We start from the raw sequence: 26306 nt of genomic DNA, 5'->3' as shown, positions 1-26306 counted from the left end.
TTACCTCATTTGCTTTTAACACAGCTTAAGCGTCTATTTCTACTTAGAGTTCAAAATAGCCTAACATAGATGAGTTCAAAAGGTCTCCAGACTTATTTTCACCAAACATAAGCTCTCTACCACCGGATAACTTCCTACTATTTCTACAACAGTTTATTATTTAATTATGTATTAACAATAACATTTATTGACTTAAGTAGCAAGTTTTGCTTACCAAGTGATGACTTGTCCGATACGAATTAAGGTTCCACCGTTGTTTGCGATTAATTCACTAACACTCACTTGATAGTGTTGAGCGATTGAATACAAAGTTTCGCCAGCTTTAACTTGGTGTTGTGAAACAGTCGTTTCTTCTTCAGCAGGTTCAATAATCTCTTCAACGACTTCTGTAGGTGTTGTAACTTCAGTAGGCGTTTCGACTTCTGGTACGTCTAATTCGGTTATTGTTTCAGAAATAACTTCTTTTTCGGCGTCACTTTCATTAGTAATAACTTCAGTAACTTCTACTTCAGTGATATTTTCTTTAATTGTTTCAACTTCCGCAGGCGTTTCATTAGCTGCTAACGTACTCATCGTTTCTACCGTAGAGCTTGTCACGGTTGCTGTTTGACCAGGAACAACCAAAGATTGTCCAATCGCTAAGTTTGAATTTTTTGCATTATTCAAACTTTGTAAAGCTGCAACTGTGGTATTATAGCGTTTTGCTAGTGCCCAATAAGTATCGCCTGCTTGTACAACATAAGATCCCGCTGTTACGTTATTCGATGATTCTTGTTGGTTAGTATTTGATGAATGGCTATTATTCGCTCCGTTCGAATTCGGATTTGAATTTGAATTTGAATTCGCATTATTAGCCACGGTTGAACTAGGAACTTTTAAAGATTGCCCCACGCGTAACGCACTAGATGTTGTACCATTCAGTTGTTGAAGACTAGCAACACTGACACCAAATCGTTGGGCTAATGCCCAATAAGTATCGCCTGCTTTTACCGTATAAGCATTCGCTGTTGGCTGTGTGCCTGAATTGTTTCCATTATTCGCGTTATTATTTTCATTTGTAGACTCTTTTGGTGGGGTCGTTGTAGTTTGACCTGTTACTTTAATTGTTTGACCCACTCTTAAGGCACTCGAAGTCGTAGCATTTAACGATAATAAATCAGCCACGCTTGTTCCAAAACGTTTAGATAGTGCCCAGTAAGTGTCACCTGCTTTAACAACATACGTGTTGGTCGTATCCGGCGTTGAAGGTGTTTCTTCTGGCGTCGGCGTTGTTGGTTTTGGTGTTTCTTCTGGTTTTGGTGTTTCAACCGGCGTTGTCGCTTCATTCCCCCCTTGGTTAGAACCAGAGGCAGGAATATTCAGTGACATACCAATCGATAAGTTTGAATTGGTCGCATTATTGGCTTGTTGTAAGGCAGCTACGGTCAAACCGAAGCGTTTAGCTAAAGCCCAATATGTGTCACCCGCTACTACGCGATAAGTTGAACCGGTTGTTGGCGTTGTGGTGTTATTATCTGGAACTTCAGGTGCTGTGGTATCAGTATCTGGAACTTCTGGTGTCGAAGGCGTTGTATTGCGAACCATATCATATTGTGTTAAGTTGTTTTGTGATATGATAGCATTTAATTTTGTACCGTACGAGGTATCTGTTGCATACCGACCCGTTAAGTGTGCTGTGGCATCTTGATAACTCGTTGTATTACTATAAAGTGCCCCAGCGTAAAAATTCGCACGCCATTCTGAACCCGTCCCTATTAATACATCGGCATAATCCGCCAGTGATTCTGCAATGGATGGATAGACTTTAAATGAATCAACGATTCCATAATAAGACCCTGAACCATCATCTTCTAGCGTGTTCATACTGACAGAATTCCCGTTGTAATTCCCTTTAATCCCAAACAAATTATTATAAGGTGCCTGAGCTAATGTACTATTTCCCCAACCAGTTTCTAAAGCAGCTTGAGCAATCATAACTGATGCATATAAGTCATTTTGTGCCGCAATTGTTCGCGCATGCTCAGATATCGTGTCCAAGAAAGTAGATTTACTCACTCGTGTAGTAAATACAGAATCATTAGCCTCAACGGATGTGGGAATAGCTGCCGCTTGACTTAAAACAACACCCGCACTTAGTAACACTAGACTTTTATTCATGGTAGTCATTAATTGTTTAGTGTAATGCTGTTTTTTAAGCGCATTTTTAGAATTAATGATATCTTGACGTTTAAGACTCAATTAAATTTCCTCCCAATATCAAAAAATTTGTATCTCGTTCACTAATTATATAAAATAAATTCATAAAAAAACCATATTTGTTTGTCTTTTATTATACATTTAATAAAAGTAATAATTGTCATTAAAACGTAACATAAAGGAGCTTCCATGCAAAACGCTATCAACTATTCGCACACCATGCTGAACGAACTTATTGAACAATTCCCAAACGGACTCTTCATCGACGCTACCCTTGGTAACGGCAATGACGCCATTCATATCCTAAAACACCCCAAATTCACTGGCACCCTACTAGCTTTTGACATTCAACCCCAAGCCCTTCAAACATCCCAAACAAAAATAACCCAACTAAATATCGCTGCCCATCGCTATCAATTAATAGGCGATTCACATGCTAACGTCGATCAATACTTAGCGATTGACGCAAGCTTACAGGGTGCGATATTTAATTTGGGTTATTTACCAAAAGGAAACCATCAAATAACAACACAAGCCGACTCAACGATTCAAGCCTTAGAAAAAATGCAGGGGTATTTAGTTAAGAACGGAAAAATTATCCTAGTTGTTTACCCTGGTCATCAAGCGGGTCAGATTGAAAAAGTCCGTCTACTTGAAGAGCTTTCGCAATGGCCTCAAGAGACGTTTCAAATTTTACAATACCAATTTATCAATCAAATAAATAACCCGCCCTTTGTCATTATTATCGAAAAAACTATTTGATAAATTGTTGAGCCGCTGTTATAAGTTCGTCTATTCGATCCGTTCTTTCCCATGGCAAATCGACATCATAGCGACCGAAATGACCATAAGCTGCTGTTTGAGCAAATATAGGTTCACGTAGCCCTAGCATGTTAATAATCCCATTAGGTGTTAAGGTAAATAATTGCCGAACAATTTGAGTCAATTGGCTATCTTTTAACGCACTGGTGCCAAATGTATTAATGGTTATCGAAACAGGTTCAGCTACTCCAATGGCATACGCAATTTGGATTTCGCAACGATCGGCCAGTCCCGCCGCAACGATATTTTTTGCAATATAACGGGCTGCATAAGAAGCAGAACGGTCGACTTTGGTTGCATCTTTACCTGAAAAAGCTCCCCCACCATGGTGAGCAAAACCTCCGTATGTGTCAACAATTATTTTGCGTCCGGTCAACCCAGAATCGCCAACTGGTCCCCCAATAATAAAGCGTCCCGTTGGATTGATAAAATATTTCGTCTCATCATCTAACCAACTATTAGCTATCACTGGTTTAATAACGTGAGTTATGATGTCGTCTTTTAATTGATCCAGTTCAATGTCGGCGCTGTGTTGTGCGCTAATAACCAGATTATCAATTCGTTTCACCTGGTTATTTTCATCATATTCGATGGTGACTTGCGTCTTGCCATCTGGCCCAAGATAATAAAGTGGACCGTTTTTACGGACATGCGCAAGTTGTCTGGCTAATAAATGACTTAATTCTATAGCTAACGGCATCATTTGCTTGGTTTCATTTGTTGCGTAACCAAACATTAACCCTTGATCACCAGCGCCGATTTCTTGTGCGGAATCAGTCCCTCGCGTTTCTAAGGCTTGATCAACCCCTTGGGCAATATCCGCTGATTGTTCATCTAAAGCAACCAAAACGGCCACATTATCCGCATCAAAGCCATATTTTCCACCAACATAGCCTACTTCTGCAATTTTTTTACGAACTATTTTTTGGATATCAACTTGTGCTGACGTTGTAATTTCACCAAAAACCAAGACCATTCCAGTATTAACAACTGTTTCGCAGGCAACGCGTGCGTACGGGTCTTGAGCTAAAATGGCATCAAGTACGGCATCGCTTATTTGGTCGGCTAATTTATCTGGATGACCTTCAGTCACCGATTCTGATGTAAATAATCTTTTTTCTTCCATTAATAAATTCCCCCTCTTTTCTATACGGTTACAAGGCATGTAAAATTCAATTGGAATTAAACCCTATCGGGAATTGCTAATTGTAACATGTAGATTATACCAAAAAAGCATCGCTTTAAAACAAAAATCTACTAAATCAATTTTTTCTAGTGTATAAATTAAAAAATAGTCGCTTGAAATCTTACAATCTGATTAAAGAAGTTTTCTAATTGTTGATTATCATGACAGATTCCTTTACTATAAAATACAGTCATATTTAATAAAAAATCAATTGTTCGTATGAAAGGTACTTGTTAAATGAAACCACTTATAAAACTTCTGCAACATCCTTTACTTAAAATCATTGCAGCTCCATTTTCATATATTTTCTTTGGATCGATTGTTAGCATTACTAACACACAACAATTTAACTGGCTCGATTTTTTTCTTCTGTATTTGATTGTTTTATGCACGCAATTAATCGATCAATATTTCTTTATTCGATTTGCTAAGCAAGAAGTACAATCATCGTCTGCTATGATAATTATTGTTTTAGAATTGCTCTTAATTGCCTTTAGTATTATCTTTATTGTTAGACAACATTGGATTATCAACCTATTACTCATCCTTTATTTAATCTTTATCCATATACAATACTTCCCCTTTGATTTTACACGCACCTTTTATCATTTTGTGTTAAATGTTTTTTTTAATAGTTTTGTTTTACAAACAATTGCTTTTTACACACAAACGCAAACGGTATCTAATGATTTCTTATATTCATTGTTACCTTTAGTTATTTTTAATGCTGGTTTACAGTTAGAACAATCTACCCTACGAGGCATAATTGCCAAACAAACTGATGCATACTCTAATAGCCTGTTTAATAAATTAAGCATCGGTTTATGTATGGTTGCTATAGCCTTAGCCGTCTATTTTTCTTTACCCAGTCAATCTTATTATTTAACTCAAATTCTGTTAGTCATAGTCAGTTTAGCATTAATCCTGCCTCTTTTAGTCTCTACCGACAAAGTTCACCAAGCACAAAACAAAATCAATTATTTTTCATCCGTCATGCTGATTTTTAATCTAGTTTATGCTTTAAGTTACTTGTATTAATTGAATATCAATCAATTATTTCGGATAAAGCTTTGATTTATCTATAGGCGGGTGGTCGCAGGTGACCATCCGCCTTTCATGTTGCTCTCTGGCGGATGGGGGTGGCCATCCGCCTCTCATGTTGCTCTCTGGCGGTTGGGATGTAAGCTGGAGGTGAGCGAACGTTAAATAAAGCTAATCTGACGCCAAACGCCTAATTTCCCGTCAGATACTCAAGAATCTGACGCCAAACACCTAATTTCCCGTCAGAAACTCAAGAATCTGACATCAAGCAACTAATTCTCGTAAACGGGTAATGGAAGTCCGTTGAAACTAGCTAAAAGTGCCCGCCGAATAAGCTGAGATTTGACGGTTCCTCACTTCCCACTTACAATAAGCTGTCCCATTGTCACTCAGATTTTCCCCAATGACAATAAGACGTCCCATTGTCACTCAGATTTTCTCCCATGACAATAAGCCGCCCCATTGTCACTCAGATTTTTTCTTATGACAATAAGCCGTCCCATTGTCACTCAGATTTTCTCCCATGACAATAAGCCGCCCCATTGTCACTCAGATTTTCCCTCATGACAATAAGCCGCCCCATTGTCACTCAGATTTTCCCTCATGACAATAAGCCGTCAATTAAAGATAATCCGCAAAATGGAAGAAGATAAGTTCTTCAACTTAGGCTTACTTTGGTTTATGACAAGGGGGTATATTAACTTCGCCACTATATTTAATTGCTGGAGAAGTGATACACTAGCTTCACCAACAATAAGCAATATTTTATCTGCCACAATGCTGTCGTTTAAATCACCAGGTTCTTCACTTTCCACTTACGCTCACAGGCAGTTGGGAGCTACCATCCGCCTCTCAACTGGTTCTCTGGCGGTTGGGCTGAACTGGTAGTGATAGCTAGTCAAAATACCAGCCCTTTCCTATCCACTAACTCTAATAAAGTTGTGCGGCTCCTCCCCACATCACATCCCACCTACATCCCCCCACATTCAACCATAAAAAAAAACGTAAGCATCTCTGAACAGAATGAGTTGCTTACGGCTTTATTATAAAAATCTTTTCATAATCAAACTACAAAGTATTAATGGTTAGATCAATCGTTTGTAGAGGCACATCATAGTAAGGATCTTCTCGCCTACCTAAAAAATCTCTCGCTTGTTGAGGAAACAAGGCATAGCTTAGGACATCTTCAGGCGATTTAGCATAGTCAGAGATTTCTTGGGTAAGTTGTTCCATTTGATCCTCTAATAAATCCGCTGGTCGAACGGTAATCACTTCACTATCACCAATGATTTTCTTAGAAATTTCCTCACTAATTTCAATGGGTGGTTGCCCATAATAACCTTTTACGTAATCTTTAATTTCGTTGGGTATTAGTTTGTATCGTTCACCGCTGACAACATTCATCAAAGCTTGTGTTCCCACCATTTGTGATAAGGGGGTAACTAATGGTGGGTAGCCTAAATCGGCTCTAACACGCGGTACTTCAAGAAGCACTTCTTCATATCTACTTTCTAGCCCTTGCTCCTTGAGTTGACTTAACAAATTAGATAACATTCCTCCAGGCACTTGATATATCAGAGATTTAGGATCAATATCTTTAACTTTTGGATTTAATTGACCTGACTCGCGATATTTATCACGCACTTTATTAAAATATAAAGCAAGTTCAGCTAGCTTATCCAAATCAATCCCCGTTTCATACCCTAATTCCTCTAAAATAATTACCATTGACTCCGTCGTAGGTTGAGAAGTACCTCCTGAGAACGAAGAGATAGCCGTATCAATAATATCAGCTCCAGCTTCCACAGCCTTTAAATAAGCCATTTCTGAAATACCACTGGTTGCATGTGTATGCACTTGAATAGGAACATCTAAAACAGAACGTAATTCCGAAACTAATTCATAACTGATTTTTGGTGATAACACCCCCGCCATATCTTTAATAGCAATTGAATCTGCCCCATAATTAACAAACTCTTTAGCCTTTTCAACAAAATACTTAACCGTATGAATCTCACTGGTCGTATAACAAATGGCTGCTTGCACGTGTCCGCCTGCTTCTTTAGTTGCATCAATCGAAGTAATTAAATTGCGACCATCATTCAATGCGTCGAAAATTCTAACCACATCAATCCCATTCTCGACGGACTTGGTAACGAAAGCACGCACAACATCATCTGGATAATGTTTATATCCCAGTAAATTTTGTCCACGAAGCAACATTTGAAGTTTTGTGTTTTTAATATTTGTGCGGATAATACGCAATCTTTCCCAAGGATCCTCATTTAAATAACGTAAACATGCATCAAAGGTTGCCCCACCCCAAACTTCCAGAGCTTCAAATCCAATTTCATCTAATAATGGTAGAATAGGCAACATCTCATCCATCGTCATGCGCGTAGCAATTTGACTTTGTTGCCCATCGCGTAAGACAGTTTCCATAATTCCTATTTTTTTTGTCATCATGCACTATCCTTTCATACAACGCTACAAGGCATCATTTACATTGCCTTCATCTTTATCATCAACAAAATATTTCGCAAATCCTTTAGCAATCAAATAAATAACTCCGATTACTAGAAAGATGCCAAACATTCCTGTGAACATTAGTTCAAATGCAGCTCCTAAATTTTCCATCTTCACGAACTCCCCTCATTAACTAAAATAACCGAGTATTATCCCAGCTGCAATAACAGAAGCAATTTGACCTGATACATTGGCTCCAACGGCCTGCATTAAAATAAAATTCTGTGGATCTTCTTCTGTTGCCATTTTTTGAACAACTCTACTTGACATAGGAAAAGCAGATATTCCAGCTGCCCCAATCATTGGATTGATTTTTTCCTTCAAAAATAAATTTAATATTTTAGCAAAAACCACACCGCCAATAGTATCCATAACAAAAGCAACTAAACCAAACAAAATAATCATGACTGTTTGGAAATTTAAAAATATAGATGCCTCCATTTTAACAGAAATGGCTAACCCTAATAGGATACTAACAATATTAACTAATTCATTTTGTGCCGAATCAGCTAAACGATCTAACACGCCACACTCCCTTAATAAATTACCAAACATTAAAAATCCAATTAATGGGGAAGTTGCTGGTGCGATAAGACTGGCAATAACGGTAATGACAATTGGAAATAAAATACGTGCTTTCTTAGAAACTGTTGATTCTTTGTATTCCATACGAATTTTACGTTCTTCTTTGGTTGTCACCAATCTAATTGCGGCCGGCTGAATAATCGGTACCAATGCCATGTATGAATAGGCAGCAACGGTTATTGGACCTAACAAATCAGGGGCTAACTGATTGGCAACAAAGATAGAACTTGGGCCATCCGCTGCCCCAATCATCCCTATCGATGCACTTTGCTCTAAATTAAAGCCAAACAAAACCGCCACGATTATGGTAAAAAATATCCCAAATTGCGCAGCCGCTCCAAAAAACATCATTTCCGGATTTTTCAATAAAGGACCGAAATCTATCATCGCCCCAATGCCAATAAAGATTAATAAAGGAAATAACTCGTTGGCAATACCATTATTAAACAACAAATCCAGAATACCTTCTTGTTCAACCCCATTCGTTACTTGCGTTAAAACACCTGTATTAGGGAAATTAACAAGAATCGTTCCAAATCCCATTGGGATGAGTAAAGTTGGTTCATATTTTTTATAAATACCTAAATAGATTAGTAACAGTCCAATGGCAATCATGATTATTTGCGGAAATGTAATGGATAAAATTCCTTGCACTAAGGTTTGCATATGACTCATCCTTTCAATTATCAATCACTCATCTATGGTAAATAAAGCATCTCCGGCATTGACAGATTGACCAACTGTAACATGAATTTTACTTAATGTACCAGCTTTATTAGCTACAATTTCATTTTCCATTTTCATCGCTTCTAACACCATTATCGGTTGGTTAATTTCAACATTTGTTCCTTCCTTAAGTAGAACTTTTATGATTTTCCCCGGCATAGGGGCCGTTAAAGTGTTATCAGTAATGACAGCTGCTGATGCTGTTGATTGAGGTTGAGGTTCAGGTTGAGCTTGTGGTGTAACTTTTTCTTCCACCACGGGTTGAGCCACTGGTTGGGACGGTTCAACCACTGAAGGGGTTGGCTGTTGGGTATTTGGTGCATCTAACTCTTCCATTTCGACATAATACTCTTCACCATTTAGTTTAATTTTGAATTTTCTAAGCATCATTTATGCCTCCTGTTTTTTGTATATTTTCTTAACGATAAAATGACTATCAGGTTTATCTTGAGCAGCTATGCTAGCTGCCATTAAAGCAATTTTAAAAAACTCAGGATTGCGGGTATGTATTTTGGTCACTTTAAGCTGCTTATCACTGCCATCTAATGTTGCAACACTGGCTGCGATTAGACTAATTCGCTCTTTTAATGCTTTATCATTATTTGCCATTGGGATATATTCGGGTACTTGCTTCCATTGCGAATCTGAGACATGTTCTAATTGATCAACTGGACTTTTGGTCTGATTATGGGAACTTGGTTTTTCACGACTTTTTTGAAACCATTTAACAAATTTTTGCCACCACTCCATTTCCAATGCCTCCTTAAAATAAATAATAGCGCTTACATTTATTATAAAGCTTCTTCCTTCATTTTCATAGTCAAAAGGTGATATTTATTAAAAAGTTTTTCAATCTGAAAAAACCAATCAAACATCTTTCGATGGTATGATTGGTTTATGTGTTAATTCGTTGCTTTGTTGGTTTCTCTTAGTACTTTACTTAGTTGGTAAACTTGATAAATCAGTGCAGCCATTGCAATATAAATTTTTAATTTTTGCCATGATTCTTTCATGATTTAACCCCTCATAATTATTTTGTCGATTGACGAGTAAAAATCTTATGTGGTAAGAGAACTTTTGGCTCCTCAACTTCTTCATTATTCATAACTTTTGTTAATAAACGCATCGCAACTGCCCCAATATCATAAAGAGGAAACTGTATACTCGTTAATTGTGGACGAGCTACTTGTGTTAACATTGAGTTGTTACTAGTAATGATTTCAAAATCGTCTGGCACATTAACACCACGTTCAATTAAAGCGTTCAATATCCCAATGGCTACCTCGTCCTTAGACACTACCACTGCTGTTGCTCCAGCATCGAGTAGTAAATCAACGATTTTATCGCCATCTTTGAAAGTATATTCGCTTTGAATAACTAAATCCTCATTAAAATCGATGCCTTTTTCTTCAAGGGCTTCTTTATAGCCTTTTACAATATGATCTTTATTAATTTCATATTCTCCTGGACCCGTTACAACAGCAACTGTTCTATTGTGACTTAATAATAGTTCAGTCGCTTCTTTAGTCGCCGCAAGATAGTCGATATTAACGGATAAGATGTCTGGTTCAGAAATAACTGTACCAGCTAAAACAACTGGCGTGGTTGTTCTTCTTAACTCTTTTAAGATTGTTTCATCAATGGTACTACCCATAAAGATAAGCCCATCAACTTGTTTAGCTAATAAGGTATTTAATACTTGCACTTCTTTTTCACGATTTTCATCTGAGTTTGCTAAAATAATGTTATATTTGTACATTGAAGCAATATCATCAATACCACGAGCAAGGGATGAATAAAACAAATCCGTAACATTCGGAATAATAACACCGACTGTTGTTGTTTTTTTACTTGCTAGCCCTCGAGCAACAGCATTTGGGCGGTAATCTAAACGCTCAATAACTTCTGAAACTTTCTTTCTTGTACTTGGCTTCACATTCGGATTGCCATTAACAACCCGTGATACCGTCGCCATCGAGACACCGGCTTCTCTAGCCACATCATATATTGTAATCGTCTGCTTTTCCATAAAATTCCCCACTTCCAATTTATATCCTCTTTCAAAAATAATTTAACACATTGCACGCAAACATGCAAGCGTTTTATTTACATTTTAAATTTGATTATTCAATAAGTCTATGAAAATACCTATATCAAAATTATGTAGAAATATTGAATTTTGTTAGAATATTTAATCAGAATTTTGAATAAAAAAGGAATTCGCTGGAATTTTTGAACTCCAGCGAAAGTTAGATTATAAATCTTCAGCTGTCTCTTGGGCAGTATCTTTCACTTCATTATAAGCATCTTCTACTTCACCGGCAACATTGTCTGCTTGATGTCTTGCTTCATCAATCACATGACTTGTTCCATCAGCTACTTCGTCTGCAACGCGTTCGGTTTCATTTGCAAGGACATCACCAAATTCATCCAAACGATCTTTTGTATCTTCAGCTTCATCAGCTACTCGGTCACCAGCGTCATTAAAATCATCTTTTAAATGATGCCATTCATTTTTAGCTTCTTCTTTTAAATCACCAAATTGTTTTTTAATATTGTCAGATGATTGTTTTAAACTAACTTTGATGTCTTCAGTAGCATCTGCCGCCGCATCATATATTTCCACACCACGTTCTACCGCATAATCCGTATAATCACTTGCTTTATCTACAAGATTATCCACTTCTTTTGCAATATCTTCGCGTAGTTCTTTACCTGATTTTGGAGCATACAATAGTGCCACAATTCCAGCGATTGAAGCGCCAAACAAAGCGCCTAAAAGAAATTTACCGTTGTTATTCTTACTCATTTATAACCACTCCTTATTTATTTGATTGAAATTTCCCCAGCCGTTGTAGACGGGGTTGTTTTAGCTAATGCCTCAAGTTCCTTCTGCAATTGTGTCAACGCCGCTGATTCTTCATATGCCTTTTCTACCGGATCTGACAGTTGACTATTTTCTTTTGTTTTTGTAAATCCTTTGGTTGATTTTACAAAACGATCAATCGGTGATTTCTTTTTCTTAGAAATACCGTTCACCAGATTATTAGCCATGCCTTTGGTAGATTCGTTTAAATCTGAAACCGTCACCCCTAAATCACCAATAGCTGTAAATAATGGATCTGTTTTTCCCAATTTACCGTTAACATCGTCGACTAAAGTATTTGCTTTATTTAATAAGCCTTCGACTTCAATTGATAAATTATCCACATCTTTTGTAACGACATCAATCGTTGAATTCAAATGTTGAACTGTTTTTTGAATTTCTTCCATGATTTTTGATAATTTACTTAAATTGAGGCAAATAAATACAACTAAAACAGCAAATGCTAGAGCTGCGATTAAGCCAGCAATTCCTCCTAATGTCATGCTTGATACTCACTCCTTTACTGTTATAATATAAGATTAATATATCATGTAATCGATATTCTTACAATTGAAAACTCTTTTCAGAGATATTTATTTTTTATTTTTTTTGAATGGGGTTGTTTTTGTTCGAGCTAAAACTATGTTAAGATAAGTGAGAGAATAGAAGGATTTGGGAGGGATTTTATTGGATGAGGTAGAAATTGAGCTAACTATATGGGATGAATTGCGTGAATTATTTGCGAATCGCTGGGGAGATATTTTAATCAATATCATTGAGATTGCGATTCAATTAGTGCTTTTTACCATCCTTTTTTTAATTGCACGTTATTTAATCAATAACTTAGTCACTGATAAAATTTCACAAAAATTAAGTCGTGGATCTAAAACTGCCTCAAAACAAAGAGTTTCAACCATCACTTATTTACTAAAAAATGGTTTAAATTATGCTTTGTATTTTATTTATGCCTATATTATTTTAAGTATTTTTGGATTCCCTATTGGCACCCTCATCGCAAGTGCCGGGATTGCTGGGATTGCTCTTGGTTTTGGTGCGCAGGAATTTGTCACAGACGTCATCAATGGCTTCTTTATCATTTTAGAAAATCATTTTGAAGTGGGCGATTTTGTTTCTCTTCCGGAAAAGAATCTATCGGGTACTATTTATCGTGTCGGGATTCGTTCGACTATTATCCAAGCGGCTTCAGGATTTTTATATTACATTCCCAATAGTGAAATTCGATTAGTCATGAATCAATCGAGGCATGATATTTCGGTGCTAATTGATTTACCTATCGATGATGAAAGTCAAATTAATAAAATTATTGAGATAGTAAAAGTTGAAACGGCTAAGTTATATGAAGATTATCACGATTTAATAACTGATAAACCGACTATTAATGGGATTGTGCGCGGGGAGAACCAAACGTTTAATTATCGTGTTACCTTTTCAGTTGTAAATGGTAAACAATACCAATTAACCAGCGTATTTTACCAAGCTTTTTTAATGGCTTTTCAAGAACAAAACATTAAGTTCCCAACGAGTTCTTTCAATTCATAATAAAAAAACCTACTATTTCGGCTTAGAATCACTAATCTGAAATAGTAGGTTTTTATTAGGAATCAGCTTCAATGATTCCTTCGTAATAAAATATCATTTCATCTCCAATAAGCTGGGCATCTCCTGTATAGGCTATTTCGCCGCTGTAATCCATGCCATTAATCGATTGACTAATTGATAACGTTTCGGGAATCCATTCTTCTAATGAAATAAATTGAATATGGGAAATGTTCATTGCATTATTTGCTGAATAGGTATAGTTATCTTGTGTACTTATAGCAACATGTGAGGGTTGTTCAATATACCCTTTATACTCTGCCAGAATTTTGCCATTAATGATACTTGCTTTGCCAGAATATTGCAATTGTCCAACATATCGATTCCCATTACTTGACCGGCTCACTTGTAAGTACTCTGATACTTGAGAACCCACATCAATTGTATAAGTTTCAGAAACGGTTAGGCTGTCTTGCGTTGGATTATTTTCAGCATTAACCGACATAGGAACGATTAATAACTGACCGTGAACACACATACTAACAAATAAAATACTAACCAATCGTTTTATCATTTTTTCACTCCTAATCAATTTAGAAAATTCTAATTCTTAACTAATCACATTTGACATTTTTTCACTACGATTGACACCGAAAAGATACAACACAAGTGACCAAGCTAATAACACAATTGCTCCCATCATATAATCCATCGATGCTAGATTATTTTGAACAGCTATTTCTCCCGTCAGGAATCCCATAATATCGATATAAGGGAATGGTGTAAATCTGATTATCCCGTTTAAGGCTGGAATGTGTATGAAACTATACCCACCAACCATTAATAAACCGACAATTGAAAAGAGTAATAGTGGCTGTTTGATCCATAAGGATAAAACATTAGCTAAAATTAGTAAAAACAAACTAATTAACAATAAAATACTTATTGACTGAATAATAAATGTCCCTAAATTCATCCAAGAGTAACTTTCCTCAAAACCAGTCCCATTTTGGGCATGTTCTGCTAAATAATCATAATGTAAGATTGGAAAACGTGTTTGTCCAAAACCATCCGTAAGCATTCCTAAAATAAATACAATAGCAATAAATAAAGCGAGTAGTGTAATAATCCGTAAAACTCCAGCCATAATTTTATCATTATAAACTTTACGTCGTTTTCGAGGTAAGGTGAACATCCAACTTAGACCATTCCCCTTTTCCCGATCAATCGTAAACCCTGCTCCACTTGCAAGTAATAAGATAATAAGCAAAATAACATCTAATCGATAATAAAAAAATAATCGATATAAAGAAGTCAAAAATGAATGGTCTGCTGGTTGATACTTTAAATTCTCTACAAAATTATCTGTAGGATTCTTTAATGGATCATAAATTGTGCGATGAATGTGAGTTTGAGGGATTGGTTTAATATCACGAATTTTAAGCTCAGTTAGTCGATCGAGTGATACTTCATAAGCAAAATTAGAAGCATATTCACCATTCAAATAGATACTCTCACCACTGCGACCAATCATATCCATTTGATCACCCTTACCAAAAAATTCATCTACTTCAAAGTTAAAATTATCATAAAAATCATGACTATTGTTCGTTTGATAAGCAGCTGAACGATTATTTAGTTGATTAATTGCATTTTGATAATAGTCGTTTTGAAGAGTTAAATCATCTTGAACAAAACGCATAAATTCCTGTTCTTCCTTACTCATATTACTAATGTCATCTAGAAAAACTTGATTATAAGTCACTATATTCTCATAAGAAGAAACACTAGATGGATTGATAGTCTCATCTAATAAAGGACGGTCATTAAATACTAAAAGTAGATACAACCCAATTGTGAAAAGGACTATTAGAGTCATTGACGTTTTATTATCAATAATTTGTTGTAGTTTTTGCCACTCAAAACCAACTCCATACCATTTGGTTTGATAGAAAGGTGTTGGTTGCTGATCGTTATTTGATAAAAAGCCATCAAATGTGCCTAATTCGTTCCATTGATTCGCTAGAAACAAGAACAAGATAATTAAACTGAGCTTAATTAATAACGGCATGACTAAGGAAGTAGGTGAAATAAATTGAACACCAATTATTGTTTGCCCTTGTTCAGTGACACTTAAATCGAGATAACGACCGCCAATAAGTTGGTCAATATAATTAAAATATAAAATATTCCAAGGTTCTTGTAAGGATGGTAAGTAATTAGTGAAAAAATAAATCAACATTATGAAAAAACTACCCATGATTGTTCCAACATTTCTTAGCCTTATAATATTTGCAACTAGCAATCCAAGGGCGGAAACGACACCCACACGTAATAACCAAACACCTATCATACGTACGATTAGTTCAAGATTGGTCATAACCGATGGATTTTCACTCATTACACGATTTGGATACAGCCAATCTCCTAATCCGTCCCCACTAATCATTGAAAACATGGAGATTGCTGTTAATATTAATAAAACATAAATGATAGCAAGGATTATGACACTAATCCATCTCATAATAATTATTTGTTGTCTAGATTTTGGTAAAGTCCAATTGAAAACTAAACTTCCTCTTTCATAATCTTCACTATGTATACGGATAGCAATAATGAAAAATAATAGCAAGGATAAAATGCCAAATAATATGGTTGACCCTTTCTTAATGTAAGTCACTGATCCAGTTGATTGATAATTTGGATTTGCCTCTATTTGATGATATTGATGTTCGGATGCAATCAATGCATATTTTAAATCTGCTTCTAATTGTTCAGACAGAACGATATCATCTTCTACCACCGCATCAGCCACTGCTTGAAAAAAAGGATAGCTAGTAGATGGTATATACGCAACAATATCACTATTTGTTTCATCCTCAACAGGCACTAAAAAAGTATTCACTCTTTCCTGTGCTTCTGTTAAAATAGGTTCACCAAATTGATCAACTGCGATGGATCCATACGGTATGACAGCTTGGTATAAGTCTGAAGCATAAAAATTTAAGTCATTTTGTTCATTCGTATTTTGACCTATTTGAGCATTTAAGAAAATCATATTGGCTAACGATAGAATGATTGCACTACAAATGACAAGAAAAATAGTCTTATTCCGCCAATGTTTTAACATTTCAAAAGATAAGTGTTTCATTTACTCACCGCCTGAATTCAGTATTAAAGAATCACGGTAAATTTCACTATATCTATCTTCAGCATGCGAATCGGATAATTTTTCAACATAAACTTCACCATCTTTAAGAAATAAAACGTCTCTTGTCACCGCATCGATTTCACTTAAAATATGTGATGAAATTAGAATCGTTTTACCATCATTACCTAAAGCTTTAATTAAATCCCTTACGCTCAAAATACTTGTTGGATCTAGTCCATTTAACGGTTCATCCATAATTAAAACATCTGGATTATTTAAAATACATAAAGCAATTAACAAGTGTTGTTTCATACCTAATGAATATTTTCCTGTACGTTTATGAACATAACTTTGGATTCCCATTTTATCTACTATTTGATTGACCTGCGCTGCATTAACCCCGTACGCTTTAGCAGCATAATTAAGATGATCAAACCCCGTCAAGTAAGGGTACAACACCGTATTATCTTTTAAAAAAGAAACTCGGTTAAATATTTGTACATTTTTGTTAGATTCGCCCAATAATTCTACTTTTCCACTGTCACTTTTTATAAGGTTCATCATAATATTCATTAACGTCGATTTACCTGACCCATTGGGTCCTACCAATGCATAAATACCCGGTTGCGTTATAGCGAACGTTACATCCTTTAAAACTTGATGTTGTCCAAAGGATTTCTGTATATTTTCTATATTAATGATGCTCATCAGACACTCTCCTCCATTCTATAAAAAAGGTATTTACCTACTACATTTTACTGTTGTCAGCAAATACCTCAATTTCATTCAATATCTTTCATTTTAAAAAAGCTTTACAAAAAGATTTTAATCGATTACTTTTCTTCAAATATTAATGAGTGTCTGATTGAATTTGGCCAGTGAAATATAAAGTTCCACTATAATGAGCGATGAAGTTACCATTTATCAAATCTGCTCTTCCCGTATAATAAACAGTTCCAGCATACCGTCTACCATTTTGTGTTCGAGTGATATATAACGAATTAGGAGCAGGTAAGCTTGATATATATTGTTGATGAGTTACGTATATTGCAGACATTGGTTCAATTATTTGAGTGCTTTCATTAGCTTGCACATATTCTACGTTAGTAGTAACCATGAAAGAAAAAATGGACATTATTGTAATTAGTGAACTTAATACCTTCTTTTTCATTTATCTTCTCCTTGTATATTTTGACATAGAAATTGACATATGATTAAAGTAACTCATAAAATATGATTTAGCACCACTCCTATTAAGATTATTAGCTTCGCAGAAATTTGAAATAAATGTATAAATATATTCTGTAATATAAAAAATATTTAAATCATTTTCATTTCAATCTCAGCATCCACTTACATTCATTATACATAAGAAAAAATTTAAGCAAATTTTAGCTAAACTATAGTTTAAGTCGAATAGTATTTCTCTATTTCTTTTTTATGTGCTCTTGCATTTACTTCATCACCCAATTTATACATTAAATCAACAGCAATTAAAGCCAGTTCAAGTCCATCTTTATTGTTACCTTTCTTCATTAAATATATTCCCTTCATATACTTTAGCTTAATAATCTCATAATAAAATGTTGTTCCATCAAGAATGTCTCCCAAATTTTCAATTATCAAGGAAGACAAGAAAAAATCACTAGATTCAATCGTTTTCAAAAGTATATTAAAACCAATTCTAAAGACACTTGTATAATAAGCATCTTTATTTACAAGTTTCCCCAACCTAGCAGTGGCGATTTTAAATAAAGCTTGATTGTTACTATTTGAAAAAAAAACAACACATAAATTGAATAAATTAATTTCATAAATCCCCCATGTTCTAACTTTAAACAAATAATCAGATAACTTTGAAATTTGCTGACTCTCTAGTTGAAAATTTAAAAATAAATTTCTATACTGATTAAGCAATATAACATTGTGAGTATGTCTATAATTTTTATCTTCTTTATATCTTTTAATTTCATCTTCTATTTCCCTATTTATCAGGTAAATATCTTTTTCTCTAATGATGTTGGTTAATCGATTAATAAAGGAAAATTGATTATTTGGATTATTTTGTTGGATTAATCTATAAAACTCTGTAGGTGTTACATTTAAACGATCTAATATCTTGATTAATTTTTCATATGAGGGTCTAGTTAAACCATTTTCTATCCTTGATATATAAGTAAGTGAACCAATTCCTTCAATTGCACACTGCTGAGTAATTCTTTTATCATTTCTGATTTGTTTTACCACTTTTCCTATGTCATTCATTAGTACCCTCTTTTCATATTAGATTTAACTATAGTTTATAAATATAGACATTATATTCAAAAATAATATAGTCTATTAGTAACAAAGGAGGTGTCGTCTTTGAGTAAAGGAGTAAAAATCAGAAAGTATTTTATCGTTATAATGGTTCTGTTTCATTTTTCAACTGGACAAATGGATAATTTTAGTAATAATCACAATTTACCAAATTGCATTATCGAAGTTATTAATTTAGAGTAATTTTTTGACCAATGGAGAACAAACCTTCACGTGTAACTAAATTTCTTTCATATGAACGAATACAAAAAAAGCTAATCGTTTACCTAAAAATATTGTACTGTTAAATGATTTAACTGTCAAACCAAAGTTAACTTATTTTTTTCAAATCTTTTCACTTTTAAACAATTTATGATAAAAAACCCCCATAGAACACAGTTAGAGTAACTAATTTCACTGTTTCTATGGGGGTATTGATTTTTTTATTATGATTGAAAAATTGTAGTATAGTCAACCACTTCTTTTAACTCTGTTTGTTTACTAAAAGTATGAACAAATTTGTTAAAACGTTTAATGACGGCACTCCGTGTAACGATTCCTAAGAAATGATTATCAACTTCACTAACGACGCAGATAAAGTTATTATCAATTAACAAATGCAAAATTTCTTCCAAATCAGAATCTAAGTTAATCGTCACAGGGTTATCATACATAATTTCACTAATAGTCATTGTATCCAATTGATCGGTTAAAAAAGCATCATCCGTCATCACACCATTAATAATTAGTGGCATACTTACTAAACCTGCTAATTTTGATTTTGGAGTTAATACGGGGATGACAGAATATTTCATTTGCGATAAGACCAGCAACCCATGATTTAGTGTGTTTGTTGTAGCAACATTTGCAACATTATCTGCCTCAATCATAATGTCTTCCACATTATTCCACAAGGCATCTTCAATTAAAGGGTCAATCATGTTAAACTCACCTTTCTATCTTTTGTATATAGCAGTCAATCTGTCAATGCGCTGATGCTCATCATTGTAATACTTGATTTGGATTGTTTCTGAATCGATAGTTACTATAGCATAGGTTTTTTCAGGGTTAATTCCACGTGAGCGACTTAGACTACCTGGGTTTAGAAACAAGCAACCATTGTGATAATCATGGGCTAATTTATGCGTATGTCCATAAAAAACAAAATTAGCATGATTAGATTGGGCTAATTGGCCTAATTCATTTAATGAATGATTTACATTGTGTCGATGACCATGTACATTTAAAAATTTTTCTTCTTTTGTGCCTAATGTATCTAACTGACGGTATTGAGGGTCATAATCCATATTACCAGAAACAACACTATCTACTTGATCCCATATGGGGTCATCAGCAGGAAACTCTGAATCTCCGCAATGAATAATATAATCCACATATGGTCGATTTTTCGTGATGATTTCTTGTACTTTTTGCCATCTACCATGATTGTCACTCATTACTAAAACTTTCATTGCCTAACTCCTCTAACCATACGGGTATATTTTTAATCAAATTGTCTAGAGCCAGTGCTCTGTGACTCCCTTGATTTTTTTCTTCAAGTGTCATCTCTGCTAATGTCTGTCCCTTCTCTTCCACATAGAAAATAGGGTCATAACCGAAACCATTCTTTCCACGGTATTCAGTGATAATTTCCCCTTTAATTTGGCCATGCGCCACTAGGCTTGGCACTCCAGGGTAGGCTAAAACCAGACAAGAAACAAAATATGCTTGCCGCTGTTGGCGACTTTTATTGACTAAATTCTTTAATAATTTTTCGTTGTTTGCTGTATCATCTTTTTCTTCACCACCATACCGCGCACTATAAATTCCTGGTTCACCATTTAATGATGGGACAACTAAACCAGAATCGTCAGCTAAAGTAAATACTTGCATGGCTTCTGCCATTGTTTCAGCTTTTAAACGGGCATTTTCTTCAAAGGTTTGCCCAATTTCTTCAACTTCTTGTATTTGAGGATAATCAAGTAAAGATGAAACTTCAAATCCTAAAGGTGTCAAATAATTGGTAAACTCAGTAATTTTACCTTTATTATGGCTCGCTATGATTAGTTTCAATAAGAACATTCCCTTTCACTTCACATTGAATAACTTCAATGGTTTCTTTATGCAACCAATTTTTTGCAACTTTAGCAAAATGATTGACTTCCCCTGTTGTATAAAAAACTTGGGTTGATGGGAATTGTTTCGCATCATTCGCCGTTCGACTTAAACCAAAATAATCTAACAAAGTACTGACCTCATTAATTGTCTCAACACCTGAATCGATTAATTGAATGGATTCCCCAACGGCTTCTTGAATGGCTCCGCGCATTATAGGAAAATGCGTACAACCTAAAATTAATGCATCAACACCATTGTCTACAAATGGTTTTAAACGCTCATTGACAATTCCTTGCGTTTCAAAGTCCCCTACCCGATTCTCTTCTACAATTGTAACGAATTCAGGACATGCCATCGAATAGACAGTTAAATTTTCTACTTTTTCTAATAGCGCTTGCTTATAGACTTGACTTTTTATCGTGCCTTCCGTTGCAATTACACCGATCCGACGATTATGTGTTTGCTTGATAGCAGCACGACTGCCTGGATGAATCACCCCTATAACAGGAATAGATAAGGCTTCTCTTACTTCTTTAAGGGCAGCCGCCGTCCCAGTATTGCAGGCGATAACAAGCATTTTTATGCCTTTAGCCAACAAAAAATTTGTCATCTGCCAAATATATTCTTTTACTTCTTCTAGCGGTCGCGGGCCATAGGGAACGCGAGCACTATCACCAAAATAAATAATTGATTCATTTGGTAGTTGCCTTAAACTTTGTCTAGCAACAGTTAAACCACCAAATCCAGAATCAATAAAACCAATGGGTAAATTTTTCATCAAGTGTCCTTCTTCTTTATGTTATATTTGATACTGTTTGAAAGTGAAAATGATAAAAACGAATCATTTCTTCACTACCCTTTACTATTATTATAGACAAGATTGTATCCCTTCTCAACATAAACAGACTATAAATATTCTGGTAGTTTACACTTATACTAAGTATATGATTACCAGTGGTTTTCGCCAAAAATATTCGTTATTTTGAATAGTTAATTTACTTTTGACAGTTATCTTCTAAGATTTTTTAAACATTTAGCTTATTTTTGTAAACGCCGTCTTTTAGGATTACGCTACTTTATCCATGAATCTAATGGGTAGTCAAGCAACAAGAAGCAGATTAATCCATCAACAAAATAATTGGATTAATCTGCTCTTTGTCAAACTATTTCGATTGTCGTTCACTACGCCATAAGGTCCAAGAGTCCTTCATGGCTTGAATAATGCCTTTGTCGGTATAAACCAATACATTGCTTTTATAGAAGACCACGGAAAACCAAAGACATAAAATCATAAAGATAATCGAAATAATGATTGCCAAAATAATTTCAGTCGATGAGACTGTTTCAGCCGCGATTCTAAATGGCATCACAAAAGGAGTGAAAAATGGTATTAAAGACCCAATGCGGACAATGGGATTATTGGTCGAATTAAGTGCATACATACCAATGTAAAAGCCTGCTAAAGCGATAAAAATAATTGGCGTGATGGATTTGTTCACATCCTCCGTTTTAGAAACAAGGGAGCCAAGAAAACCGGCCAAAGCACTGTAAATCATAATACCAATAATCGCAAACACAAGCCCTAACCAAACCACCGGCATACTGTTAGCAAAAATGACATTAAAATCTATATCATTTAAAAAGTTAAAAATATCTAGGTTTGAAAAGAAAATACGAGCGAGTATAAACAAAATAATATAAGCCATAATTTGTGTTAAAATCACTAGAGCAATTCCCAACATTTTTCCGAAAAAGTGTGTCGAAGCAGAAACACTAGATAACAAAATTTCCATAATCCGAGAGCCTTTTTCGGCAGCGATTTCTTGCGAAATAATCCCCACATAAGTCATAATAAAGAAAAAGACTAAAAAAGAAACGACATAGGCAATCATTATACGGGCAAAATTACTTGGATCACTTGCTGACTCTTCACGTATGGTCCCCTCGTCATCAACGGTTAAATTTATCGTATCAATCGCCACATTCGATGATTGAATTTCCATCAATTGCTCATTATTTAAACCAATATTCTCAGCAATGGTATTTAATTGATAGGTATTAATGACTTGTTCAAGGTTTGTTAAATTAATATCTCGACTCGTTGGTCGACGATAGTATAAAGGCACTAAATGGTCTGGCTCTCCTTCTATCACAAGATAACCATCAAGTTTATCTTCAATCAATAAGGTGTTGGCTTCTTCAGCACTTATATCAAAATGAATGGTATTATTATCCGGTGAAGCATCGATGGCTACTTGGAGTTCAGTCGGCGCATCTATTATCGCAATTTCCCCCACTCTAGATTGTTGCTCATCTTGGGCAATGAAAAAAGTAATGAGTGCAATGACGCCTAATACCAAAATTGGACCCAACACCATAAAAACAAACGACCATGATTTTACATTTTTAAAATACACTTCTTTAATGATAATCCATAAATTACGCATCTTTGGACTCACCCGCTTTCATTTTAAATATTTCTTCCAAAGTTGGTGGTTGTTGACTAAATTTAGGTAAGTAGTTGCCTTTTGTAATTGCGTTAAATAATGCTTGGCCATAACTCTCGTTGGCTAAATGCAACACATAATTATCATAACCTTGTTCCACAACCGACACGACACCCTCTAATTGCTCTAAGCTTTCTTTTGTCCAATCTTTTGATTCAATAAATATCTTCACCCGTCCAAAACTATTTCGAACCTCATTAACTGGTCCGTATAAAACGGTTTTCCCATAATGAATCATAATTAACTTGTCGCAAATATCTTCAACATTATTCATATTATGACTAGAGAAGATAATGGATGAACCTTTTGTTTTTAAATCCAAAATACCTGACATCAGTAATTCTGCGTTTACAGGATCCAATCCACTAAAAGGTTCATCTAAAATCACTAATCTGGGTTCATGGATTAAGGTAGAGATAAGTTGGACTTTTTGCTGATTTCCTTTAGATAAGGTATTTATTTTATCGGTTTTCTTTCCTTTTACTTGAAAGCGGTCCATCCAATCATCAATCCGTTGAGTGATGTCTGCTTTCTTCATACCACGTAGTTCAGCAAAATAAGTTATTTGTTGTTGAACAGTCATTTTTTCGTATAAACCACGTTCTTCAGGTAAATAACCAACTAAATCATAAATTTGTTTCTTGATTGGTTTATTGTCCCACAAAATGCTTCCATCACCTTCTGGGGTCAAGAAATCTAGAATCATTCGGAAAATGGTTGTTTTACCCGAACCATTTTGTCCGATAATACCTAAAATCGTCCCTGCTTCTATTGTGAATGAAACATCATCAACCGCTTTTAATGTGCCAAACGTTTTTGTCAAATGCTTAACTTCTAACATCCAAGCATCACCTCCACTCAAATAATAGCACTAAAACAGCTACAGTTCAATTTTATAATACAATATAAATGCAAAAACTGGACTGCTTCTATTTTCACAAAACGGCTGAAATCATATAGAATGTTCTATTGATTTATTTTGTGAAAATATTACAATCCAGATAATTTAAAATATTTTACCAAGAAATTTCTCGGACTTGCCCTTCTTCAGTTGTTAAGAAATCAACTTGAGTTCCTTCCTCTAAAAAAGGTAATTCTTGGTTAATTGATATATTGGCCCGGTAAACATTTCCATCCATCAGGAAATAATAAACGGTATTGCCTTCCACAACAACCGCTTGAACATCATCAACCAAGCCTGTCAACTCCTGCAAATCTTCTTCCGTTTCAATTTCGTCAACACTTAAAGGATTTTCTTGTGCGTATGACAATAACAAACGTTCAACGGTAGGTTCAACATACACACGTTGATAATTTTGTACATCAATTAAAGCATATTCTTTAATTAGCCCAGAGCCATCTTTTAGGGATAGGATATACATTGGTCGACCTTCTAAATTAATCAGTAAGGGGAAAGTAGCTGTATAGCCTGTTTCTTGGACACTACCTTCAGCCGATTGCATGGCTGAAAATTCTTCAGCTGCATCTAAAGGATACATCGTTGCTTCTTTTGTTCTTAGATTAACTAATACAAAACCAATGTTTGATTCATCAGCTGCTACGGAGGTAATCCCAGTATACAAATACAAATCATCATTAATCGGTAGATAATTATAACCAGCGGTTGGTTGCGTTACCCCTTCTTGCGAAAACATGGAATTCCAAAAACCATTACTATACTTCCCGTTCATTTCTAGTTGATGTAAAACTAATTCGGATGGATGAACACGATCAATCCAAGTCGGGATTTCATCAATCCCATAACGCGTCGTTTCACCCGTCATTGCATTTAACGTAATGACACCATTAGCTTCTGGTTCATATAAAAAGAAATTTCTCGTATAGGTTGTAGCAATATAATAGGGGATGCCATTATCATCCACTTCAAAGGAAGGATCATTAAATAAGGTAAATGGATTACTAAAGCGCAAGCGACGCATGACATCACGATTAAATAAATCAGACTTGCTATATTTAATCGGTTGTTCAGGGGTTTCTAAAGTCACATCCCCCGTTACATTATCCACTCGGATATAGTGTGGAATCCCATCTCTAAAATTATTTAACCAACGAAAGAACCCAGCATATTCTAAGGGCGAAACACGGTAGGGATAGTCGTTGATATTGATTTGGGTGTAATCATCGGCTACTTCAAATTGAGAAACAAGTTCCGTCAATGCCCCTAAACGACGATTCCCAAGCCGCATAGCCGTATCACGGTCAATTAAAGGGATTTGATTCACATTTGTTTCTGGGAAATCTGTTTCAAAATCAGCCGTTTCAATGGTAATCATATTACTATAAGCTTCAGAAAAGAAAAACGGCGAGAAAATAACGCGACTGACTAAGGCGATAACTAATACGCCTACCCATAAAAAGAGCAAGCTTTTATATTTCCAACTAATCTTTTTAAAAGAAAAGTTCCTTTTTTCAGTAAATAACTCCACCCCATCGTTCAATACTTCAATGATTAATATACCAATTGAAATTAAACCAGCAAAAAACCAAAATTCACCAGAAGCATAATGAATGGGTGGTAAAGCAATATAGTAATAGACGGCAATGATAATCAATAACACAATGTAAAGCCATCGGAAATTCAGCGATTTACCTTTGTTCGTTTTTGATGTTGTTCTTTTTTTGAAAAAGCCGTTTTTTTCTTTATCATCTGCCGTTCCAGTTACATCTCTCATATTAATATTCCTTTCCTCTTAATTAACGCGTTAT

Annotated in this window: 25 protein-coding genes, 1 riboswitch and 1 other annotated feature (1 of these 27 only partly in view); of the genes, 3 read left to right on the top strand and 22 right to left on the bottom strand. The window is 35.1% G+C overall.

What is annotated here, in order from left to right; translation table 11 throughout:
• Nucleotides 1–160: a binding site (T-box leader), on the bottom strand; it reaches 57 nt to the left of the window's first position.
• Nucleotides 161–210: 50 nt separating this feature from the next.
• Nucleotides 211–2238, bottom strand: coding sequence for a LysM peptidoglycan-binding domain-containing protein (locus NRE15_RS01670; RefSeq protein ID WP_313793888.1), 2028 nt, complete (start codon nucleotides 2236–2238; stop codon nucleotides 211–213).
• 147 nt (nucleotides 2239–2385) lie between these two features.
• Between NRE15_RS01670 and NRE15_RS01665 the strand changes: the two genes are divergently transcribed.
• Nucleotides 2386–2958 (top strand): tRNA (mnm(5)s(2)U34)-methyltransferase, encoded by a 573-nt coding sequence (locus NRE15_RS01665; protein WP_313793887.1) that lies wholly within the window; start codon nucleotides 2386–2388, stop codon nucleotides 2956–2958.
• On the opposite strand, the gene metK is transcribed toward NRE15_RS01665, so the two are convergent.
• Nucleotides 2951–4144 carry a methionine adenosyltransferase gene (metK, locus tag NRE15_RS01660; protein WP_313793886.1) on the bottom strand — a complete coding sequence of 398 codons (1194 nt, stop codon included), beginning with the start codon at nucleotides 4142–4144 and terminating at the stop codon, nucleotides 2951–2953. The two genes, NRE15_RS01665 and metK, sit on opposite strands and share 8 nt — an antisense overlap.
• Nucleotides 4142–4235: riboswitch (SMK box riboswitch) on the bottom strand. (Overlaps the previous gene by 3 nt.)
• A gap of 206 nt (nucleotides 4236–4441) precedes the next feature.
• Here metK and NRE15_RS01655 point away from each other — a divergent pair.
• The gene (locus tag NRE15_RS01655; RefSeq protein WP_313793885.1) at nucleotides 4442–5242 is read left to right on the top strand and encodes a hypothetical protein; all 801 of its coding nucleotides are present in this window, start codon (nucleotides 4442–4444) and stop codon (nucleotides 5240–5242) included.
• A gap of 1071 nt (nucleotides 5243–6313) precedes the next feature.
• On the opposite strand, the gene NRE15_RS01650 is transcribed toward NRE15_RS01655, so the two are convergent.
• From NRE15_RS01650 to NRE15_RS01615, 8 genes are all read right to left on the bottom strand, one after another.
• On the bottom strand, nucleotides 6314–7708 hold the full coding sequence (locus NRE15_RS01650) for an oxaloacetate decarboxylase subunit alpha (RefSeq protein ID WP_313793884.1): 1395 nt from the start codon (nucleotides 7706–7708) through the stop codon (nucleotides 6314–6316).
• Nucleotides 7709–7732: 24 nt separating this feature from the next.
• On the bottom strand, nucleotides 7733–7882 hold the full coding sequence (locus NRE15_RS01645) for an OadG-related small transporter subunit (RefSeq protein WP_313793883.1): 150 nt from the start codon (nucleotides 7880–7882) through the stop codon (nucleotides 7733–7735).
• An 18-nt stretch (nucleotides 7883–7900) separates the two neighbouring features.
• Entirely contained in the window at nucleotides 7901–9022 is a 1122-nt protein-coding gene (locus NRE15_RS01640; RefSeq protein WP_313793882.1) for a sodium ion-translocating decarboxylase subunit beta, read from the bottom strand.
• 24 nt (nucleotides 9023–9046) lie between these two features.
• A complete protein-coding gene (locus NRE15_RS01635) occupies nucleotides 9047–9469 on the bottom strand; it encodes a biotin/lipoyl-containing protein (RefSeq protein WP_313794923.1) in 423 nt (140 codons plus the stop codon).
• Nucleotides 9470–9472: 3 nt separating this feature from the next.
• The gene (locus tag NRE15_RS01630; protein ID WP_313793881.1) at nucleotides 9473–9832 is read right to left on the bottom strand and encodes a hypothetical protein; all 360 of its coding nucleotides are present in this window, start codon (nucleotides 9830–9832) and stop codon (nucleotides 9473–9475) included.
• Between the two features lie 280 nt (nucleotides 9833–10112).
• Nucleotides 10113–11111, bottom strand: a complete 999-nt coding sequence (gene ccpA / locus NRE15_RS01625) for a catabolite control protein A (protein WP_313793880.1) — start codon at nucleotides 11109–11111, stop codon at nucleotides 10113–10115.
• Between the two features lie 225 nt (nucleotides 11112–11336).
• The gene (locus tag NRE15_RS01620; protein WP_313793879.1) at nucleotides 11337–11891 is read right to left on the bottom strand and encodes a YtxH domain-containing protein; all 555 of its coding nucleotides are present in this window, start codon (nucleotides 11889–11891) and stop codon (nucleotides 11337–11339) included.
• Between the two features lie 17 nt (nucleotides 11892–11908).
• Nucleotides 11909–12451 (bottom strand): DUF948 domain-containing protein, encoded by a 543-nt coding sequence (locus NRE15_RS01615; protein ID WP_313793878.1) that lies wholly within the window; start codon nucleotides 12449–12451, stop codon nucleotides 11909–11911.
• Between the two features lie 184 nt (nucleotides 12452–12635).
• Between NRE15_RS01615 and NRE15_RS01610 the strand changes: the two genes are divergently transcribed.
• Nucleotides 12636–13508, top strand: a complete 873-nt coding sequence (locus NRE15_RS01610) for a mechanosensitive ion channel family protein (protein ID WP_313793877.1) — start codon at nucleotides 12636–12638, stop codon at nucleotides 13506–13508.
• Nucleotides 13509–13563: 55 nt separating this feature from the next.
• On the opposite strand, the gene NRE15_RS01605 is transcribed toward NRE15_RS01610, so the two are convergent.
• From NRE15_RS01605 to NRE15_RS01550, 12 genes are all read right to left on the bottom strand, one after another.
• Entirely contained in the window at nucleotides 13564–14079 is a 516-nt protein-coding gene (locus NRE15_RS01605; RefSeq protein ID WP_313793876.1) for a hypothetical protein, read from the bottom strand.
• 36 nt (nucleotides 14080–14115) lie between these two features.
• On the bottom strand, nucleotides 14116–16656 hold the full coding sequence (locus NRE15_RS01600) for an ABC transporter permease (RefSeq protein WP_313793875.1): 2541 nt from the start codon (nucleotides 16654–16656) through the stop codon (nucleotides 14116–14118).
• On the bottom strand, nucleotides 16657–17364 hold the full coding sequence (locus tag NRE15_RS01595) for an ABC transporter ATP-binding protein (protein ID WP_313793874.1): 708 nt from the start codon (nucleotides 17362–17364) through the stop codon (nucleotides 16657–16659).
• A 142-nt stretch (nucleotides 17365–17506) separates the two neighbouring features.
• Nucleotides 17507–17827 carry a hypothetical protein gene (locus tag NRE15_RS01590; protein ID WP_313793873.1) on the bottom strand — a complete coding sequence of 107 codons (321 nt, stop codon included), beginning with the start codon at nucleotides 17825–17827 and terminating at the stop codon, nucleotides 17507–17509.
• Nucleotides 17828–18063: 236 nt separating this feature from the next.
• The gene (locus NRE15_RS01585) at nucleotides 18064–18921 is read right to left on the bottom strand and encodes a helix-turn-helix domain-containing protein (protein ID WP_313793872.1); all 858 of its coding nucleotides are present in this window, start codon (nucleotides 18919–18921) and stop codon (nucleotides 18064–18066) included.
• Between the two features lie 479 nt (nucleotides 18922–19400).
• Nucleotides 19401–19895, bottom strand: coding sequence for a cyclic-di-AMP-binding protein CbpB (cbpB, locus tag NRE15_RS01580; RefSeq protein WP_313793871.1), 495 nt, complete (start codon nucleotides 19893–19895; stop codon nucleotides 19401–19403).
• Nucleotides 19896–19910: 15 nt separating this feature from the next.
• Entirely contained in the window at nucleotides 19911–20426 is a 516-nt protein-coding gene (locus NRE15_RS01575) for a metallophosphoesterase (protein ID WP_313793870.1), read from the bottom strand.
• The gene (locus NRE15_RS01570; protein WP_390887172.1) at nucleotides 20404–21027 is read right to left on the bottom strand and encodes an XTP/dITP diphosphatase; all 624 of its coding nucleotides are present in this window, start codon (nucleotides 21025–21027) and stop codon (nucleotides 20404–20406) included. The genes NRE15_RS01575 and NRE15_RS01570 overlap by 23 nt, the downstream gene beginning before the upstream one ends.
• A complete protein-coding gene (gene racE / locus NRE15_RS01565; protein ID WP_313793868.1) occupies nucleotides 21002–21850 on the bottom strand; it encodes a glutamate racemase in 849 nt (282 codons plus the stop codon). Before racE ends, NRE15_RS01570 begins: the two co-directional genes overlap by 26 nt.
• Before the next feature lie 385 nt (nucleotides 21851–22235).
• The gene (locus NRE15_RS01560; RefSeq protein WP_313793867.1) at nucleotides 22236–23519 is read right to left on the bottom strand and encodes an ABC transporter permease; all 1284 of its coding nucleotides are present in this window, start codon (nucleotides 23517–23519) and stop codon (nucleotides 22236–22238) included.
• Nucleotides 23512–24420 carry an ABC transporter ATP-binding protein gene (locus tag NRE15_RS01555; protein WP_313793866.1) on the bottom strand — a complete coding sequence of 303 codons (909 nt, stop codon included), beginning with the start codon at nucleotides 24418–24420 and terminating at the stop codon, nucleotides 23512–23514. Before NRE15_RS01555 ends, NRE15_RS01560 begins: the two co-directional genes overlap by 8 nt.
• A gap of 175 nt (nucleotides 24421–24595) precedes the next feature.
• Nucleotides 24596–26272 (bottom strand): hypothetical protein, encoded by a 1677-nt coding sequence (locus NRE15_RS01550; protein WP_313793865.1) that lies wholly within the window; start codon nucleotides 26270–26272, stop codon nucleotides 24596–24598.
• Nucleotides 26273–26306 lie beyond the last annotated feature (34 nt).

It is taken from the genome of Fundicoccus culcitae (assembly GCF_024661895.1).
Lineage (GTDB): Bacteria > Bacillota > Bacilli > Lactobacillales > Aerococcaceae > Fundicoccus_A > Fundicoccus_A culcitae.
The sequence above is the reverse complement of the archived record's forward strand: the minus strand, read 5'-3'. Positions and strand labels throughout refer to the sequence as shown.

What these genes read in the sequence shown, in the direction of transcription:
- NRE15_RS01665 (WP_313793887.1), top strand. Translation starts at nt 2,386, where the DNA reads ATGCAAAACGCTATCAACTATTCGCACACCATGCTGAACGAACTTATT.
- metK (WP_313793886.1), bottom strand. Translation starts at nt 4,144, where the DNA reads ATGGAAGAAAAAAGATTATTTACATCAGAATCGGTGACTGAAGGTCAT.
- NRE15_RS01655 (WP_313793885.1), top strand. Translation starts at nt 4,442, where the DNA reads ATGAAACCACTTATAAAACTTCTGCAACATCCTTTACTTAAAATCATT.
- NRE15_RS01650 (WP_313793884.1), bottom strand. Translation starts at nt 7,708, where the DNA reads ATGACAAAAAAAATAGGAATTATGGAAACTGTCTTACGCGATGGGCAA.
- NRE15_RS01645 (WP_313793883.1), bottom strand. Translation starts at nt 7,882, where the DNA reads ATGGAAAATTTAGGAGCTGCATTTGAACTAATGTTCACAGGAATGTTT.
- NRE15_RS01640 (WP_313793882.1), bottom strand. Translation starts at nt 9,022, where the DNA reads ATGCAAACCTTAGTGCAAGGAATTTTATCCATTACATTTCCGCAAATA.
- NRE15_RS01635 (WP_313794923.1), bottom strand. Translation starts at nt 9,469, where the DNA reads ATGCTTAGAAAATTCAAAATTAAACTAAATGGTGAAGAGTATTATGTC.
- NRE15_RS01630 (WP_313793881.1), bottom strand. Translation starts at nt 9,832, where the DNA reads ATGGAGTGGTGGCAAAAATTTGTTAAATGGTTTCAAAAAAGTCGTGAA.
- ccpA (WP_313793880.1), bottom strand. Translation starts at nt 11,111, where the DNA reads ATGGAAAAGCAGACGATTACAATATATGATGTGGCTAGAGAAGCCGGT.
- NRE15_RS01620 (WP_313793879.1), bottom strand. Translation starts at nt 11,891, where the DNA reads ATGAGTAAGAATAACAACGGTAAATTTCTTTTAGGCGCTTTGTTTGGC.
- NRE15_RS01615 (WP_313793878.1), bottom strand. Translation starts at nt 12,451, where the DNA reads ATGACATTAGGAGGAATTGCTGGCTTAATCGCAGCTCTAGCATTTGCT.
- NRE15_RS01605 (WP_313793876.1), bottom strand. Translation starts at nt 14,079, where the DNA reads ATGATAAAACGATTGGTTAGTATTTTATTTGTTAGTATGTGTGTTCAC.
- NRE15_RS01600 (WP_313793875.1), bottom strand. Translation starts at nt 16,656, where the DNA reads ATGAAACACTTATCTTTTGAAATGTTAAAACATTGGCGGAATAAGACT.
- NRE15_RS01595 (WP_313793874.1), bottom strand. Translation starts at nt 17,364, where the DNA reads ATGAGCATCATTAATATAGAAAATATACAGAAATCCTTTGGACAACAT.
- NRE15_RS01590 (WP_313793873.1), bottom strand. Translation starts at nt 17,827, where the DNA reads ATGAAAAAGAAGGTATTAAGTTCACTAATTACAATAATGTCCATTTTT.
- NRE15_RS01585 (WP_313793872.1), bottom strand. Translation starts at nt 18,921, where the DNA reads ATGAATGACATAGGAAAAGTGGTAAAACAAATCAGAAATGATAAAAGA.
- cbpB (WP_313793871.1), bottom strand. Translation starts at nt 19,895, where the DNA reads ATGATTGACCCTTTAATTGAAGATGCCTTGTGGAATAATGTGGAAGAC.
- NRE15_RS01575 (WP_313793870.1), bottom strand. Translation starts at nt 20,426, where the DNA reads ATGAAAGTTTTAGTAATGAGTGACAATCATGGTAGATGGCAAAAAGTA.
- racE (WP_313793868.1), bottom strand. Translation starts at nt 21,850, where the DNA reads ATGAAAAATTTACCCATTGGTTTTATTGATTCTGGATTTGGTGGTTTA.
- NRE15_RS01560 (WP_313793867.1), bottom strand. Translation starts at nt 23,519, where the DNA reads ATGCGTAATTTATGGATTATCATTAAAGAAGTGTATTTTAAAAATGTA.
- NRE15_RS01555 (WP_313793866.1), bottom strand. Translation starts at nt 24,420, where the DNA reads ATGTTAGAAGTTAAGCATTTGACAAAAACGTTTGGCACATTAAAAGCG.
- NRE15_RS01550 (WP_313793865.1), bottom strand. Translation starts at nt 26,272, where the DNA reads ATGAGAGATGTAACTGGAACGGCAGATGATAAAGAAAAAAACGGCTTT.